The 15,912-nt window shown below is 63.3% G+C and carries 14 protein-coding genes; 3 read left to right on the forward strand and 11 right to left on the reverse strand.

The window, feature by feature from the left end:
* The first annotated feature begins 275 nt into the window (after positions 1-275).
* Positions 276-1,604, forward strand: coding sequence for a spinster family MFS transporter (locus F8N80_RS16040; protein WP_150784257.1), 1,329 nt, complete (start codon positions 276-278; stop codon positions 1,602-1,604).
* 69 nt (positions 1,605-1,673) lie between these two features.
* Positions 1,674-2,108: a nuclear transport factor 2 family protein gene (locus tag F8N80_RS16045; protein ID WP_150744762.1), complete on the forward strand. Its 435-nt coding sequence runs from the start codon at positions 1,674-1,676 to the stop codon at positions 2,106-2,108.
* A 424-nt stretch (positions 2,109-2,532) separates the two neighbouring features.
* Here F8N80_RS16045 and F8N80_RS16060 read toward each other — a convergent pair whose 3' ends face one another.
* The 11 genes from F8N80_RS16060 to F8N80_RS16115 form a co-directional block, all read right to left on the reverse strand.
* On the reverse strand, positions 2,533-2,991 hold the full coding sequence (locus F8N80_RS16060) for an REP-associated tyrosine transposase (RefSeq protein ID WP_150744761.1): 459 nt from the start codon (positions 2,989-2,991) through the stop codon (positions 2,533-2,535).
* 452 nt (positions 2,992-3,443) lie between these two features.
* The gene (locus F8N80_RS16070) at positions 3,444-4,826 is read right to left on the reverse strand and encodes a DUF1329 domain-containing protein (protein ID WP_191632935.1); all 1,383 of its coding nucleotides are present in this window, start codon (positions 4,824-4,826) and stop codon (positions 3,444-3,446) included.
* 92 nt (positions 4,827-4,918) lie between these two features.
* Positions 4,919-6,601, reverse strand: coding sequence for a class I adenylate-forming enzyme family protein (locus F8N80_RS16075; protein ID WP_150744759.1), 1,683 nt, complete (start codon positions 6,599-6,601; stop codon positions 4,919-4,921).
* 153 nt (positions 6,602-6,754) lie between these two features.
* Entirely contained in the window at positions 6,755-7,897 is a 1,143-nt protein-coding gene (locus F8N80_RS16080; protein WP_150744758.1) for an acyl-CoA dehydrogenase family protein, read from the reverse strand.
* Positions 7,894-9,099, reverse strand: coding sequence for an acyl-CoA dehydrogenase family protein (locus F8N80_RS16085; RefSeq protein ID WP_150784258.1), 1,206 nt, complete (start codon positions 9,097-9,099; stop codon positions 7,894-7,896). Before F8N80_RS16085 ends, F8N80_RS16080 begins: the two co-directional genes overlap by 4 nt.
* Positions 9,100-9,164: 65 nt before the next feature.
* Positions 9,165-10,334: an acyl-CoA dehydrogenase family protein gene (locus F8N80_RS16090; protein ID WP_150744756.1), complete on the reverse strand. Its 1,170-nt coding sequence runs from the start codon at positions 10,332-10,334 to the stop codon at positions 9,165-9,167.
* Between the two features lie 10 nt (positions 10,335-10,344).
* On the reverse strand, positions 10,345-11,523 hold the full coding sequence (locus F8N80_RS16095) for a lipid-transfer protein (RefSeq protein ID WP_150744755.1): 1,179 nt from the start codon (positions 11,521-11,523) through the stop codon (positions 10,345-10,347).
* A 17-nt stretch (positions 11,524-11,540) separates the two neighbouring features.
* Positions 11,541-11,960 (reverse strand): MaoC family dehydratase, encoded by a 420-nt coding sequence (locus F8N80_RS16100; RefSeq protein WP_150784259.1) that lies wholly within the window; start codon positions 11,958-11,960, stop codon positions 11,541-11,543.
* A complete protein-coding gene (locus F8N80_RS16105; protein ID WP_150784260.1) occupies positions 11,932-13,065 on the reverse strand; it encodes an acyl-CoA dehydrogenase family protein in 1,134 nt (377 codons plus the stop codon). The genes F8N80_RS16100 and F8N80_RS16105 overlap by 29 nt, the downstream gene beginning before the upstream one ends.
* A 12-nt stretch (positions 13,066-13,077) precedes the next feature.
* Positions 13,078-14,061 (reverse strand): bifunctional MaoC family dehydratase N-terminal/OB-fold nucleic acid binding domain-containing protein, encoded by a 984-nt coding sequence (locus F8N80_RS16110; RefSeq protein ID WP_150744752.1) that lies wholly within the window; start codon positions 14,059-14,061, stop codon positions 13,078-13,080.
* Positions 14,062-14,117: 56 nt separating this feature from the next.
* Complete coding sequence (locus tag F8N80_RS16115) at positions 14,118-14,903, reverse strand: SDR family oxidoreductase (RefSeq protein ID WP_150744751.1); 786 nt, start codon at positions 14,901-14,903, stop codon at positions 14,118-14,120.
* 141 nt (positions 14,904-15,044) lie between these two features.
* On the opposite strand from F8N80_RS16115, the gene F8N80_RS16120 reads away from it, so the two are divergent.
* On the forward strand, positions 15,045-15,830 hold the full coding sequence (locus F8N80_RS16120; protein WP_150744750.1) for an enoyl-CoA hydratase: 786 nt from the start codon (positions 15,045-15,047) through the stop codon (positions 15,828-15,830).
* Positions 15,831-15,912 lie beyond the last annotated feature (82 nt).

Genomic DNA, 15,912 nt, shown 5'->3' on the forward strand with positions numbered 1-15,912 from the left:
CGTTTGTACGCACGTAGGAGCCAGGCTTGCCGGCGAATGTCACGCCGCGGTGCATCTGAAACACCGCGTCATCGTTCTTGGTCGGCAAGCCTGGCTCCTACGGCGAAGCAGGCGCCGCGGTGCATCTGAAACACCGCGTCATCGTTCTTCGCCGGCAAGCCTGGCTCCTACAGGAGACCAGCCGGGGACGAAAAAGATGGTCTGAACGGACGATGAAAAAAAACCGCGACCAGCCGAGCATCGCGTCAACCAGAACAAGACCGGGAGCACCCGCAGTGAACCAATCCCCCCCCGTGACATGGCGAACGCACTACGCGCTGTTCGTGCTCGCCAGCATCTACGTGTTCAACTACATCGACCGCCAGTTGATGGCGATTCTGATCGAGCCGGTGAAGCTCGAATTCGGCATTTCCGATACCGGCATCGGTCTGCTGTCGGGGGTGACCTTCGCGGTCTTCTATACGGTGTTCGGCTTCCCGCTGGGCCGCCTGTCGGACCGCATCGGACGCAAGCCGGTGATCGCCTTCAGCTGCATCGCCTGGAGCCTGATGACCATGCTCTGCGGCATGGCCGGCAACTTTTTGACCCTGGTGCTGGCGCGAGTCGGCGTGGCCGTTGGTGAGGCCGGCGGCACGGCGCCGTCGGTGGCCATGGTCTCGGATTTGTACCCGGCGAACCGCCGCTCCACTGCCCTGTCGGTGCTGATGCTCGGTTCCAGCCTGGGGGCGATAGTAGGGTTGGGCCTGGGCGGCTGGATTGCCCAGCACCACGGCTGGCGCTACGCCTTCTTGCTGATCGGCGCGCCCGGCATCTTCCTTGGTCTGCTTCTGCTGCTGACCGTGCGGGCGCCCAAGCGCGCAGTGCCGCTGAGCAACGTCGCGGCGCAACAGGATGGCTGGCTCAACACCCTGGTCGAGCTGTTTCGCATGCCCTCGTTCCTGTGCCTGGTACTCACCGGCGGCTCGGCGGCGATTGCCGGCTACGCCATCGGCACCTGGAGCCCGAGCTTCCTGATCCGTTCCCACGGCCTCAACCTGCAAGAGGCCGGATTCCTGGTGGGCGTAGTGGGCGGCATCGGGTCGACTATCGGCACCCTGGTCTGCGGCATGCTCACCGACCGCATGGCACGGCGTGATGTCGGCTGGCAAATCGGTGTGCCGTTGCTGGGTACGCTGATCAGCATTCCCTTCGCTCTGGCGTACTTCCTCTGGCCCCAGGGCACGGCGTTCCATATCGGCAGCATCGCCGTGCCGCAAGCGTTCCTGTTCTACAGCGCCTTCGGCTTCTTCGGGGTGTGGTGGGCAACGCCGTGCCTGAGCGCCATTACCCACCTGTTCCCGTCCACGCGACTGGCCCAGGCCACGGCGATTTTCGTCATGTCCATGACCCTGCTGGGCGTCGGTGTCGGGCCGCTGTTTGTAGGCATGCTCAGCGATTTTTTCGTGCCGACCCTGGGCAGTGAATCCCTGCGCTATGCCCTGGCTTCGTCGGTGTCAATGCTGGTGCTGGCCAGCGTGTTCCTGACCCTGGCGCTGCCACGTTACCGCCAACACATGAAGAGCCCCGCCCCGCGGTCCGCACCGAACCAGGCCGTGACTGCCTGACCCTCCTCCCCATACCACCGCGCCGCTGGAAACCTGTCAGGTTCCAGCGGCTTTTTTATGAGGATCACCATGAGTACCAGCGCCGTACAGATCAGCAACCTGCTCTACCGTTACGCCGAATGCCTGGACAGCGGCCAACTGGTCGAGGCCGCCGAGCTGTTTCGTCATGCCCGCATCAAGGTGCAAAGCCAGGGCGACTTCCTTGATCACGCAGCCATGCTGGGAATCTGGCAACGGCGAATCAAGCTCTACTCCTGCGGCACGCCCCGCACCAAACACGTGATCAGCAACCCCATCATCGACATCGACGAAGCCTCGGGAACCGCGACGGTTCGCTCCTGCTACACCGTCCTGCAGGCCACCGATACCCTGCCTTTGCAACCTATCGCCGCCGGGCGCTACTTTGATGAATTCGAGCGTGTCGGCTCGGTTTGGCGGTTCAGCTTTCGTGATTATTCGCACCTGGAGATGATCGGGGACTTGAAGGGGCATTTGTTGATGTAGGAGCGAGGCTTGCCCGCGAAGAACGATAACGCAGTGCATCAGGTACACCGCGGCGCCTGGTTCGCCGGCAAGCCTGGCTCCTACAAGCGAAGAACGATAACGCAGTGCATCAGGTACACCGCGGCGCCTGGTTCGCCTGTAGGAGCGAGGCTTGCCCGCGAAGAACGATAACGCAGTGCATCAGGTACACCGCGGCGCCTGGTTCGCCGGCAAGCCTGGCTCCTACAGGCGAAGAACGATAACGCAGTGCATCAGGTACACCGCAGCGCCTGGTTCGCCGGCAAGCCTGGCTCCTACAAGCGAAGAACGATAACGCAGTGCATCAGGTACACCGCAGCGCCTGGTTCGCCGGCAAGCCTGGCTCCTACAGGCGAAGAACGATAACGCGGTGCAATAAATGCACCGCAGCGCCCGGTTCGCGGGGTCATAACCACACGGCATCCCACAACGGATAGTCGCCAATTTTTTCGACCAACCCCGCCCGCAACGGATTGGCGACGATATAGCGGGCCACGGCCTGCAGGTCTTCCTCCCTGCGGATGGCCCGGTCATGAAAACCATGCTGCCAGAGGGATCCATCACGCCCGATCGAGCGATTCAACGCGAACGTAATGCGAGATTTTGTCCTCGCCATCACGTAAGTGAGCGTGCTGTCCTTCAGCTCGATCAGCCAATGAAGATGATCCGGCATGACAACCCAGGCCAGGGAAAGGGCAAGCTCTTCTTGCTGAGCTTTTCTCAACGCTTCAACCACGAGGCGACCCTGTTCAAAGTCTGTGAATACGGGGTCCCGGTTCTGAACGACAGTGGTGACCAGATAGACCTGACCCGGCGCTGAATAGCGACCAGTGCGCAGTCGATGTGCATGGCGAATGCCTGGCATGGGTAATCCTCCTTGATCATGGCTCCATCACCTCAGGCTAGCCACCTGGAGAAAGATCGACGGTGAACTGTTGTTCCCGATATGTCTGTCGATATCTGCTCGCTTTCATTGATGGCACAGGTACACCGTGAGGTCCGGTGTAGGAGCGAGGCTTGCCCGCGAAGAACGATAACGTGGTGCAGCAGGTACACCGCAGCGCCTGGTTCGCCGGCAAGCCTGGCTCCTACAGGTGAAGAACGATAACGCGGTGCAACAGATGCACCGCAGCGCCTGGTTCGCCGGCAAGCCTGGCTCCTACAGGTGAAGAACGATAACGCGGTGCAACAGATGCACCGCAGCGTCCGGTTCGCCGGCAAGCCTGGCTCCTACAGGTGATCACAAATGTCAGCGCCATAACCACAAAGCCCCACCGGAAACCGGCAGGGCTTTGTACAGCGGGTGTTACCGGATAATTACCGCCCTATCGCACGCGCCGCATCCGCGGTGTACTGGTCCGGGGTGAATTTGCCTTCGTTGAGGATCGGCCCTTTCTTCGCTTCGTTGGTCATGCCGTAGCCGGTGTACTGGCCAGAGTTCAGGTCCATGAAGAACTGCGAACCAGCCTGCCAGCTGCTCATGTCGGGGTGGTAGTAGTAGTTGATCATGGCGTGTTTCCACAGCTGCCCACGGGCATCATAGTTATCGGCCATGACCGAGTGCCAGGTGTCCTCGTCGATGAACAGCACGCGTTTGCCATAGACATGGCGATAGCCTTCCTTCAAATCGGCCTCCAGGACCCACACCCGACGTAACTCATACCGCATGAAGTCCGGGTTGGGATGGTTGGGCGTCAGGATGTCGGCGTACTTCACGGTCCCGGTGTTGGGCTTGAATGCGTTGGCCGGGCTGTAGATTTCGCGCTTGCCGATGAGTTTCCAGGTGAAGCGCTCCGGTGAGCCGTTATACAAGCGGTCCTCGTCGACGGTCATGGTCCCGTTGGTGCCGATCATCGGCTGATCGAAACCGTAGCCTGGCAGCTGCCTGACGCGGCGCGTCGACGGGCTGTAGGACCAGGCCTGACGCGTACCGGTGCCGAAGTTGTAGGGTTCATGGGCAATGCTGAGGTTACCGTTGTCGCGAGCCGGTTTCAGGGTCATGTTGTTGCTGAAGGACGCAATCACATCGTTGTCCCTTGAGTCAACGGTCGGTGAGTTGGTCGGCGCCAGGTTACGCGCGTAGGCACGCCCCCAGCCAATGCTGCCGTTGGGCAGGACCGAGGCCAGGTCGGAGGTTTTTTCCTCGGTGTAGGCACGGGCCGGCAATTGGTGATTCCACAGCAATTCCATGCCGTTTTTGGGGATCGGGAACGGCACCTGGCCTATCCCGGTGAAACCTGCACCGTCGTTGACCAGCTTGGCGTTCAGCGCATTGTCCATCACGCGGCGGCAAACGTAATCGGGGTAACGGAAATCCCGGTGGCCTGGGTAGATGTTCATCTTGTAGGTGGTCGGGTACTTCTTCAGCAGGGTCTTCTGCCCTTCCGTCAGGTGCGACTCGTACTGGCTCATGTTCTGCGCAGTGATCACCAGGATCGGCTTCTCCGCCGCATAGGGATCAACCGGCTGGTCACCGGAGAACTTCACATGATTCCAGCCCGGTACTTCACCCAGGTATTTGCCGGTGAATGGCGGAATGGTGCCCGCGGCGTTACCGGCTTGCTCGGCGCCGACACAGGTCAGCTCCTTGCCCAGTTTGGCGGCTTCCTGAGGTGTCACCGCGGCGTGCGCAGCACCCATCAGCCCACTATTGGCTGTGACTGCGACCGCAAGCATGAGACCTGTTCTTGTTATTTTCATGTAATGCCTCCTTCGCTGATAAGGCTTTGTGGTGTGGACCCATTGTTCGTGTTCTGCCGGCCCCGACATCGTCCGGAAAGACTAAGGCGGCGTTACGCGCCCAACTTTTCTTGCAGCTGTGCCTTGAGCACCTTGCCGGTGGCATTGCGTGGCAAGGGTTCGAGTGCTCGATAGACCTGCGTCGGCACCTTGTAGGCGGCCAGGCGCTCGGCGATGAATGCACAGACTTGCGCCTCCTGGGGCAGCGTCGATGCCTGGCCATGCACGGCCAGCCCCACCGTCTCACCCAGCAACGGGTCGGCGATGGCGAATGCCGCTGCCTCCAGAACGCCGGGCATATCGAGGATGCAGGTTTCGATTTCAGCGGCGGAAATCTTCTCGCCACCACGGTTGATCAACTCCTTGACCCGGCCGGTGATGCTGAGGAAGCCCTCGTCGTCGAGGTGGCCGATATCGCCGGTGTCGAGCCAACCGTCGCGCAGGCTTTGCGCAGTGGCCTCGGGCAGGTTCCAGTAGGCGCTCATCAAGGTCGGCGAACGCAGCCAGATCACCCCGCGGGTGCCCGCCAGCTGCGGCTGGTCAGGGCTGTCACCGATGCGAATATCGACGATCGGCAGCGCCCAACCCGCCGTCGCCGGTTTGTACACAAACTGATCGCCACCAATCGCCGCACCGATGCCGTTGCTTTCGGTCAGGCCATAGCCGGCGCCGCCAATGGCGTCGGGCTTGAGCTTGAGCATGTCGTCGAGCACCCCGGCGGACGAAGCTCCGCCGCCCAGCCCAAGGCCGAACAGGCTGGCAGTGTGCTCACTGCCGAAGCGCGGCGAGGCGAGCAGTTGCTGCATCATCACCGGCGCCCCGTTGAACTGGGTGCAGCGCTCATCGCGAATCAGATCGATGGCGCGTTCGACATCCCACTTGTACATCAGCATCAAGCGCCGACCGCCGCGCAATGCCGACAGGAACTGCGCATGCAAGCCGCTGACATGGAACAGCGGAACAGCCGCCAGCGTGGTTGGCGCGAAGCCGCTGTTGATCACCACGCCGATGCGTTCGGGTGAACTCATGGCGCAAAACGCGCCCTGGAAATCCAGCGCGGTCAGCGCCTGGCAGATCGCCCGGTGGCTGGACAATGCGCCCTTGGCGCGACTGGTGGTGCCGGAGGTGTAAAGGATCAGTGCTGGCGCGTCGGGGTCGATTTCCAGCGCAGGCAACGGTAATGCCGGCGCGCTGATCAAGTCTTCGAAACGCAGGCAGTACTCGGGCAACGTTTCTTCCTGGACTCCGACGACAATCGTGGCCCGCTGCTCACGGGCCAGATCTTCGCGCAGGGTATTGAGGCGCGCTTCGTCGCACAGCAGCAGGCGCGAACCGCTGTCTTGCAGCGCGTACTGCAACTCGTCGCGCAGGCCCCAACTGTTGAGCGGCACACACACCGCACCACAGCGCAGGATCGCGGCGAAGGCCACCAGCCACGCCGGCTGGTTGCGCATGGCAATCGCCACCCGCTCGCCCGGTTGCAGGCCAAAACGGGCGACCATCTGCCCGGCGAGGCGGTCAACCTGATCGTAGAACTGATTGAAGGTCAGGCGTTGCGACTGCCAGACCAGGAACTCACGGTCGCCGTGGACACGACCGGCGTCGAGCACCTGCAGCAGGTCGTGTGCAGCGTGACGGAAGTAGCGGGGCGCGCCGTCATCCGGCGCCACCACTTCAAAGGGCGCACCGGGGGCGATCAATTGTCGCCACGCGGTTTGCCAGCGTTCAATGCTCATCTGTGTTTTCTCCAGTACAGCGAAAAACCTGTGGGAGCGGCCAGCACATTCAATATCTTCATGGCCTGACACTCCGCCTTCGCGAGCAAGCCCGCTCCCACAGGGGGTTGTGTCGTACTCATGGACCGGGGGCGGCTCCGCTCCCACAGGGGTTTACGCGTGGGCCGAATAGCGTTCGCAATGGAAATCCCGGTCACCCAGGCAGCTCTGTGCAACGCGGACGCGCTTGAGGTACAGGCCGACATCCAGTTCGTCGGTGACGCCAATGCCGCCATGCATCTGCACCGCCTCGTTGGCGACCTTGATCGCCGTGTCGCCGGCCTTCCATTTCGCCAGGCTGACCAATCGAGCGCGTGCCCCGGCATCGTGGCTGGCGTCATCCAGGGTCGCCAGCGCGGCCATCAGGGCGCTGCGGCTCAGCGCCAGGTCGATGTACATCTGTGCGGCGCGATGCTGCAGGACCTGGAAGGTGCCAATCGGCGTGTCGAACTGCACGCGGGTCTTGAGGTACTCCAGGGTGGTTTCGAACAATTGCTCGGCCATCCCCAACAGCTCCGCGGCCAGGCAAGTGCGGCCCCGGTCCAGCGCGGTTTCCAGCGCGGTCCAGCCCTCGCCCAGGGTGCCCAGCAGCGCGTCGCTGCCCAATTGCACCTGGTCCAGCTGCAGGCGTGCGCTGTTGCGCGAATCGATCAGCGGCAAGGCACTGACGGTCAAACCCTGCGTATCGGCGGGCACCAGGAACAGGCTGATGCCTTGCGTGTCACCCGGCTGCCCGGATGTGCGTGCAGCCACCACATAGGCATCGGCACCGAAGCCGTCGACCACCCAGAACTTGTCGCCATGCAAGCGATAGCCCTGCCCCTCGGCCTTCGCCTCAAGGGCAGTGCGACTCGGATCGTGGCGCGAGCGTTCGTCCACGGCCAGGGCCAGGCGCTGTTCGCCGCCGATCACCGCTTGCAACCAGTGCGTCTGTTGCGCCGAATTGCCCGCCAGATGCAACAGCGAACCGCCGAGCACCACGCTGGATAACAGCGGCGAGGCCGACAGGTTGCGGCCCATGGATTCGAAGATCGGGCCCAGGCCCTTGCAGCCGAAATCCAGGCCGCCGAAGTCTTCCGGGAACGGAATCGCACTCCAGCCCAGCTCGACCGCGTCCCGCCACAGCGGCGCATCGAAACCCAGGTCCACCGCGTCATCGCGCAGTCGACGCTGGGCGCTGACCGGGCTGCGAGCAGCGAGAAAGTCCCGCGCGCTGTCAGCCAGCAAACGCTGTTCATCGCTATAACGCAGGCTCATGGGGTGACTCCTTTTTTAGCGTCGGGCAAGCCCAGTACGCGCTTGGCGATGACATTGAGTTGGATCTCCGAGGCACCGCCGGAAATGGTCAGCGCATAGCTGTTCAACCAGGAACGGGTGATCGCCAGTTGCTGCTCGCTGAACGCCGCGTTCTCCCAGCCGAAGGCATGCCCGGCCATGGCATCGAGCAGCACTTCGAACTTGTCGCGCTCCTGTTCGGTGTGCACCAGCTTCATGATCGACATCAGGCCGCCGATGTCATCACCGGCCCGCGCCTCTTCACCCATGCGCTGCACAGTCAGGTTGTAGGCATGTTCGTTCATCGCACAGGCCGTGGCCCGGGCCTGCAATGCGTGTTCACTCATGGTCTGTGGCGCCGGTACGTATTCACGCATCAAGGCCAGCAGGTCGAAGTGCGACGGCAGGCTGAACTCGCCGAACTTCGACATCGCCTTGCGCTCGTGCTGCAGCAGGTACTTGGCCAGGTTCCAGCCGCCGTTCAACGGCCCGATCAACTGGCTCTTGGGCACTTTCACGGAGTCGAAGAACACCTGGCAGAACGCCGATTTTCCGCTGATCAGATCGATCGGCTGTGGCGTGACGCCAGGGCTGCGCATGTCCAGCACGATCAGGCTGATGCCCTCGTGTTTCGGCGCGCTGAAGTCGGTGCGCACCAGGGCATACATCCAGTCGGATTTATCGCCGTAGGAGGTCCAGATCTTGCTGCCGTCCACCACGAAGTGGTCACCGGCATCACGGGCGGCCATCTTCAGGCTGGCCAGGTCGGAACCGGCGTTCGGCTCGGAAAAGCCCTGGCACCAGCGCACTTCACCGCGGGCGATCGGTGGCAACAGATCGCGTTTCTGCTCCTCGCTGCCGAACGCCAGCAACACCGGCCCGAGCATCCAGATGCCCAGGTTGATTTGCGGCGGCCGGCATTTGATCCGGCGCATTTCGCTTTCCAGCACCGCCAGTTGTTCGTCGCTCAGGCCCGCGCCGCCATACTCCTCTGGCCACTCTGGGCAGAACCAGCGCTTGTCACGCATGCGTTCGAACCACAGGCGCGCGTCTTCACAGGGAAATTGCGGATTCTGACTGCCCCACACCACATCGCCTTCAGCCATGCCGGTGCGCATCGACAGCGGGCAGTTGGCCTCCAGCCAGGCACGGGTGTCCTGCCGAAATTGCTCGATAGTGCTCATGGAAGTCCCCTTCGACTCGCCCCGGATTCGGGGCGAGTACGGTTTTTGTTTTTGATGGACGAGCGTCAGCGTTGGGTGCGCGGCATGCCGAGGCCAAACTGGGCGATCAGCTCGCGCTGGATTTCATTGGTGCCGCCGCCAAAGGTCAGGGTCGGTGCAGAGCGCAATTCAAACTCCAGTTCGCCCTGCAGCAGCGTTGCCGCCGAGCCGCTGCGCATCGAACCATTGGCCCCGACGATCGCCGCCAGCTTGCGCAGGATCTCGATGGCCGACTCCGAGCCGAACACCTTGGTGGTCGAACTCAGCGCCACGTTCATGCGTTCGTGCTCCAGGTCGGCGGCGATGCGCATGTTGATCAGGCGCATCGCTTCCAGTCGCGCATAACACTCGGCCAACGAGCTGCGCACCCAGGCTTTGTCCATCGCCCGACGGCCCTGCTCATCGCGGGCTCGCGCCCACAGGTAAACCCGGCGAAACAGCGCCACCACCTTGTCCGACCAGGTGCCCAGGCCGAGGCGTTCGTGGTTCAGTTGCGAAGTGATCAGCTTCCAGCCACCGTGCAACTCGCCCACCAACATCTCGTTGGGCACCCGCACGTTGTCGTAGTAGGTGGCCGTGGTCGGAATGCTGGTGGTGGGTATCAGGGTGTGGGAGAAGCCCGGCGTCGTGGTGTCGACGATCAGCAGCGAAATGCCTTTGTGCCGCGCCTGGGTCGGATCGGTACGGGCCGCCAGCCAGACGAAGTCGGCGGACTCGGCACCCGAGGTCCACAGCTTGTTGCCATTGACCACAAAGCCCTGGTCGTCCTGGCGGGCGCTGGTTTTCAGCACGGCCAGATCGCTGCCGGCGTCAGGTTCGGAATAACCGATGGAGAACATGATGTCGCCCGCGGCGATCCCTGGCAGAAAACGCTCTTTCTGCAGCTCGCTGCCATGGGCCATCAAGGCCGGGCCGACGGTGCTGATGGTCACGAACGGCAGCGGTGCCCCGGCAATGTTGGCTTCTTCGAAGAAGATCAACTGTTCGGTGGCGGCGTAACCCTGGCCGCCATGGGCCTTGGGCCAGCCGACTGCCAGCCAGCCATCGCGCCCCATCTGGCGGATGGTCTGGCGAAACAGCTCGCCGCCTTCCTTGCCGCGCAACTGGTCGCGCAGGTCCGGGGTCATCAGGGCCTGGAAATAGTCCCGCACCTTGTGGCGCAGGGCATGTTGTTCGGGAGTGAGGTCGACGAACATGGGCTGCTCCTTAAGCTGCGCCGAGAATCAGGCCGCTGGTGGGTACGCCGGTGCCGGCGGTGACCAGCACGTTCTGCACATCCGCCACCTGGTTGACCGCCGTGCCACGCACCTGGCGCACCGCTTCGGCGATGCCGTTCATGCCGTGGATATAGGCTTCGCCCAGTTGCCCGCCGTGGGTGTTGATCGGCAGTTTGCCGCCACGGGCGTGGTGCCCGGCGCGGATGAATTCCTTGGCTTCGCCGCGTTTGGCGAAACCGAACTCTTCCAGCTGCGGCAACACGAACGGGGTGAAGTGGTCGTAGATCACCGCCGTCTGGAAAGACTCCGGGCCCAGGCCCGACTGGCGATACAGCTCGCGGGCGACCACGCCCATTTCCGGCAGCCCGGTAATGTCGTCGCGGTAGAACGAGGTCATGCTCTGCTGGCCATGGCTGATGCCTTGGGAACCGGCCTTGATGGTCACCGGTTTCTGGCGCAGGTCACGGGCGCGCTCGGCCGAGGTGATGACCATCGCCACGGCGCCATCGGATTCCTGGCAGCAGTCGAGCAAGTGCAGCGGTTCGCAGATCCAGCGCGAGGCCTGGTGTTCTTCCAGGGTGATCGGCTTACCGTGGAAAAACGCCTGGGGGTTGGTGGCGGCAAAATCCCGCGCCGCCACTGCGATCCGGCCAAAGTCTTCGCTGGTGGCGCCATAGGTGTGCATGTAGCGCTGGGCAAACATGCCGACCCAGGCCGCCGGCGTATGGAAGCCGTGGGGCATGTACCAGCCGTAGTTGACGTTGTCGAAGGTCGGCGCCGAAGCGAAGCCGTAGTCGCCGGTACCGAAGCGATACCAGGAACGCTCGTTCATGGCGCGATACACCACCACCACTTTTGCCATCCCGGTCGCCACGGCCATGGCCGCGTGCATGACCGGCCCGCAAGCCGCGCCGCCACCGTGGGGGACTTGCGAGAAAAACTTCACGTCCTTGCAACCGAGCAGACGGGCAATTTCGTATTCCGGGACCTTGTCCACGGAATAGGAACTGAAACCCTCGACCTCGCTCGGGTCGATGCCGGCGTCCTTGAGGGCACTCAAGGTGGCCTCCAGGGCCAGGCGCAATTCGGTGCGTCCGGAGTTCTTGGAAAATTCGGTCGCGCCTAGACCAACGATCGCGGCACGCCCGGAAATCGATGAATCAGTCATCTGTGTCTCTCCGGCTGTCAGGGCAGGACCAGCGCGACCGTGCCGGTCACGTGGTTGCCCATGGAATTTTTGCCGCTCAAGGTGATTTCCACCGAGCGGGTGTGCGCATCGACGCCGGTGACGCTGCCACTGAAGGTCATGCTGTCGCCGGGATAGTTCGGTGCGCCGAGCTTGATTTTCAGCGCGGTGAATTGCGCCAGCGGCCCGGCCCACTGCTCGATGAACCGCTGCACCAACCCGTTGGTGGTGAGGATGTTCATGAACACGTGGGGCGAACCCAAGGCACGGGCCGCCTCCGCGTCGTGGTGACCGGGGAAGTAATCACGGGTGGCAATCGCGCCGCCGTTGATCAGGGTCACCGTGATGGGCACGGCAAGCTCCGGCAGTACTTCGCCGGGGCGCACGTCTTCAAAGCGCTTGGTGTTCTTCGAGGTCATATTTCCATCCCAGCTTGTCGTTATCGTTGAGCCAGTCGCCCAGGCGTTCCAGGTTTGCCGCCGAACCGCCCAGGGCAAGGCAGAGGCCACGGCTCCAGTAGAGAAAACGGTGGATCGGGTACGTCAGGTCGACGCCGATGCCGCCATGCACGTGTTGTGCGACATGGCCGATGCGATGCCCCGCTTCACAGGCCATCCACGCGGTGGCCAGGGCTTCGCTGGGGGCCGGCAAACCGGCATCGATGCGGTAGGCCAGTTGCCACAGCACCGTGCGCAAGGCTTCGACGGCGATATGGGTGTCGGCCATGCTCATCTGCACCGCCTGGAAGCTGCCGATGCTGCGCTCGAACTGCCGGCGCTCGCTGACGTAGGCCACGGTGCGGCGGATCTGCTCTTCGCTGACCCCCAGTTGCAGGGCAGCCAGCGCCGCCATGCTGCGCAGTTCCAGCCAGGCGACGGCCTCGGCAGGCAACAGCGCCCCGGCGCTCAGGGTCAAGCCCTCGATGTGCAGGTCGGCCACCGCTTCGCCGTGGGTCAACACCGCCGACACCCGTTGTAATTCAGGCGCTGACAGGTCCAACAGCAGCAAGCGCGGTTGGCCATCGGCCTCCACCAGCACCAGCGCGGCCCGGGCTTGATCGCCCATGGAAAGGGCCGCCACCCGGCCGTTGATCACCCAGCCTTCAGCGCAAGGACGTGCTTGCAGCTCGATGCCCAGTGCGCTGCTCAAGGCATTGACGGACAGGCTCAACAGCGCCTCGCCGGACGCCGCTTTGGCGATCCATCCCGCACTGTCGCTGGAATCGAAACGGGCCAGGGTCGCGGCCGCCAGTTGATGGCGCCACAACGGCACCTGGGCCAGGGCCTTGCCCTGGGCCTGCAACACCAGCATCAGCTCGGTCATGCCCAGGCCGCTGCCGCCGTGTTCTTCGGGGATGGCCAAAGCCTGCAGCCCGGTCTCGATGCACAGCTTCCACAGCGGCGCCATCATCGGCTCGCCGCTGGTGTCCCATTGGCGCATGTAGTCGTCATGGCAATGGTCGACAAACAGGCTGTCGGCCATTTGCGCAATGGCGCGCTGGTCTTCACTTAATTCGAAATCCATGGTGAATGGCTCCTATGCGTCTACCGGCCGGAACAAAGGCAGAGTCAACTGGTCATCGAAGGTCTGGAACTCGACCTGCAAGCGCTGGCCGATCTGCAGTTGCTCGCGTTCGATACCGACCAGGCCTGCGATCAGGCGCACGCCCTCCTCCAGCTCGATCAGGCCGATCGGATTGGGGTAATCGAACGGCGCGACTTCGGGGTAGTGCATCACCACGAACGAATACAAGGTGGCGCGGCCGCTGGCCTGCAGGGTGTCCCAGTCGAAGCTGTGGCACTGGATGCACACCGGTGCCGGTGGATGGCGCAGGGTTTGGCACGCGGTGCAGCGCTGGATCAGCAACTGGCCCTTCTCGCAGCCTTCCCAGAAGAACCGCGTGTCGTCGCTGATGCCCGGCAGCGGGCGCTTGGGCTTGGCCGGTGCCGCCTCAACCTTGGCAGGTGCCTGGGCATTGGCCGCGCGGAACTTGAACACGCGAAACAGCAACTGGCCCACTGGCTCGTCGCCGCCGGGCTCTTTTGCTCCAGGCTTTTCGACGAAATGGCTCATCACCAGGGTGACAAAGAAACCGGTGCCCAGGGCGGTGGTTTTCTCATCGCTGACCGAATCCAGGCGCGTGGTGTAGTAGAGCTTTTCCCCCAGGCGCACCGGGCGGTCGAAGCTCAGCTCGGAGTTCACCGCCACGGTGGAGGCATAGCCGTAGGCTTCCATTTCCTTGAGCACCTCGTAAGGGTTCTCGTCGGTGGAGCCAGGCGGATAGTTGTTGGCGTGCAGGCCCTCCATGGTCCACACCTGCAACATCGCAGGCGGAGCGATCAGGCCCTCATGGACGGTGCCCAAGGCAAAGCCCGCGTCGGTGTATAGCGGGTTGTCCACGCCCATGACTTCGCACCACTGGCGAATCATCGGGGCATTGACCTCGTCCCAGGCATACACGCGGCCGTACTGGCGCCCCACCAGGGCGCGCACATTGGATAGCAATTGTGGATCAGCCAAAGTCGTCTCCTTCACATTGAAGGCGGCCACCGAACCCGGTCGCCGCAATAGGTCGATCAGGTGGGCAGAACCTGCGCAGCACCGAGAAATGCCGGGCGTTCACCACCGCCATGCAGCAAAAGGTTGCAACCGCTGGCGTAACTGGCCAGCGGTGATGCGATGTACAGGCAGGCGTTGGCGATGTCTTCGGCCACCGCCATGCGCGCGGCCGGAATGCCGGCCGCGACGGCGGCGATACCGGCCTCGGAGCCGTAGTGCAGATGCGACTGCTCGGTCTGCACCAGCCCCGGGCTGACCGTGACCACCCGCACCTTGGGCCCCCACTCCACCGCCAGCGATTGCACCAGCGCCAGCACCCCGGCCTTGGCCGCGCCGTAGGCGGCGGTGCCTGGCGAGGAACGCAGCGCACTGATACTGCCGATAAAGACGATGCAACCGCCCTGCGCCTGTGCCTGCATCAGCCGGTTGGCGTGCTGGGCGACGTTGAGCGGCGCGATCAGATTCAGACCGATGATGCTTTCATGAAACCTGGGCGAGGCCGTGGCCGCGTCGGCGGAAGGGCTGCCGCCGGCGTTGTTGATCACCACGTCGAGGCGCCCGAAGTCGCGCTCGATGGTGGCGAACAGGCGTTGCAGGGAATCGTGGTCACGCACATCGGCGGCGATGAAGGTCGCGCGCTTGCCACCCTGGGTCGGCACCTGTTCAGGCTCGCGCCGGGCACAGACGATCACCCGTGCGTTCGCGGCCAGGAACCCCAGCGCGATACCGGCGCCGATGCCCTTGGTGCCACCGGTGACCAGCACCACCTTGCCGCTGTAATCAAGACCCGAATGCAGCTCCATCATGTGCTCCTTTTCTACTGACAAGGGTCACTCTAGGGGCGAACCGCAGGCCAAACTACGTCTGAACGGACGATGAAAATTCAACCTCGTGAACAGGACACTGGCAGCCATTCACACGTTGTCAGATCTTCGAGAATGCTCATGTCCGACTCATCCGCTGCACCGGTTCTGCTCGAACGCCCACTGCCCGGCGTGGCCCTGCTGCGACTCAATCGTCCCCAGGCGACCAACGCCTTGAGCCTGGAATTGCAGGCGCTGCTGTCACGTTTTTTCAGTGAGTTGGCGATCGACCCCGAGGTGCGTTGCATCGTGCTGACGGGGGGAGACAAGGTGTTCGCTGCCGGTGGCGACATCAACAGCATGGCCGGGGTCGGCGCCATCGATATCTACAAGCGCCACACCGAGCGGGTCTGGGGGCCGATCCAGCACTGCCCGAAACCGGTGATCGCGGCCGTCTGCGGTTACGCGTACGGCGGTGGTTGCGAGCTGGCGATGCACGCCGACCTGATCGTCGCCGGGCGCAGTGCACGCTTCTGCCAACCGGAAATCCGCATCGGCATCATGCCCGGCATCGGTGGCACCCAGCGGCTGGTGCGGGCCGTGGGCAAGGTCAAGGCGATGCGCATGGCGCTCACCGGGCAGCCCATCAGCGCCGAGGAGGCCTGGGTTGCCGGGTTGGTCAGCGACCTGGTGGACGATGACCAGGTGCAGGCCCACGCCCTGGAGCTGGCGCGCGTCATCGCAGCGATGCCGGCCCTGGCCGCCGAGCAGATCAAGGAAGTGATTCTGGCAGGCATGGACGCGCCACTGGAAGCCGGCCTGGCGCTCGAGCGCAAGGCCAATGCATTGTTGTTCGCCTCACGGGATCAGAAGGAAGGCATGCAGGCGTTTATCGACAAACGCCCGGCGCAGTTTGAGGGGTATTAACATCTCCCGAACGAAAACGTTGATCCCCGTAGGAGCCAGGCTTGCCGGCGAAGGCGTATTTGAAATCGCCTTCGCCGGCAAG

The sequence above is a fragment of the Pseudomonas fluorescens genome, assembly GCF_902497995.1.
Lineage (GTDB): Bacteria > Pseudomonadota > Gammaproteobacteria > Pseudomonadales > Pseudomonadaceae > Aquipseudomonas > Aquipseudomonas fluorescens_BK.

Bases quoted from the DNA above. Each gene is read 5' to 3' on its own strand.
- F8N80_RS16045 (WP_150744762.1), top strand. From the start codon at position 1,674: ATGAGTACCAGCGCCGTACAGATCAGCAACCTGCTCTACCGTTACGCC.
- F8N80_RS16060 (WP_150744761.1), bottom strand. From the start codon at position 2,991: ATGCCAGGCATTCGCCATGCACATCGACTGCGCACTGGTCGCTATTCA.
- F8N80_RS16070 (WP_191632935.1), bottom strand. From the start codon at position 4,826: ATGAAAATAACAAGAACAGGTCTCATGCTTGCGGTCGCAGTCACAGCC.
- F8N80_RS16075 (WP_150744759.1), bottom strand. From the start codon at position 6,601: ATGAGCATTGAACGCTGGCAAACCGCGTGGCGACAATTGATCGCCCCC.
- F8N80_RS16080 (WP_150744758.1), bottom strand. From the start codon at position 7,897: ATGAGCCTGCGTTATAGCGATGAACAGCGTTTGCTGGCTGACAGCGCG.
- F8N80_RS16085 (WP_150784258.1), bottom strand. From the start codon at position 9,099: ATGAGCACTATCGAGCAATTTCGGCAGGACACCCGTGCCTGGCTGGAG.
- F8N80_RS16090 (WP_150744756.1), bottom strand. From the start codon at position 10,334: ATGTTCGTCGACCTCACTCCCGAACAACATGCCCTGCGCCACAAGGTG.
- F8N80_RS16095 (WP_150744755.1), bottom strand. From the start codon at position 11,523: ATGACTGATTCATCGATTTCCGGGCGTGCCGCGATCGTTGGTCTAGGC.
- F8N80_RS16100 (WP_150784259.1), bottom strand. From the start codon at position 11,960: ATGACCTCGAAGAACACCAAGCGCTTTGAAGACGTGCGCCCCGGCGAA.
- F8N80_RS16105 (WP_150784260.1), bottom strand. From the start codon at position 13,065: ATGGATTTCGAATTAAGTGAAGACCAGCGCGCCATTGCGCAAATGGCC.
- F8N80_RS16115 (WP_150744751.1), bottom strand. From the start codon at position 14,903: ATGGAGCTGCATTCGGGTCTTGATTACAGCGGCAAGGTGGTGCTGGTC.
- F8N80_RS16120 (WP_150744750.1), top strand. From the start codon at position 15,045: ATGTCCGACTCATCCGCTGCACCGGTTCTGCTCGAACGCCCACTGCCC.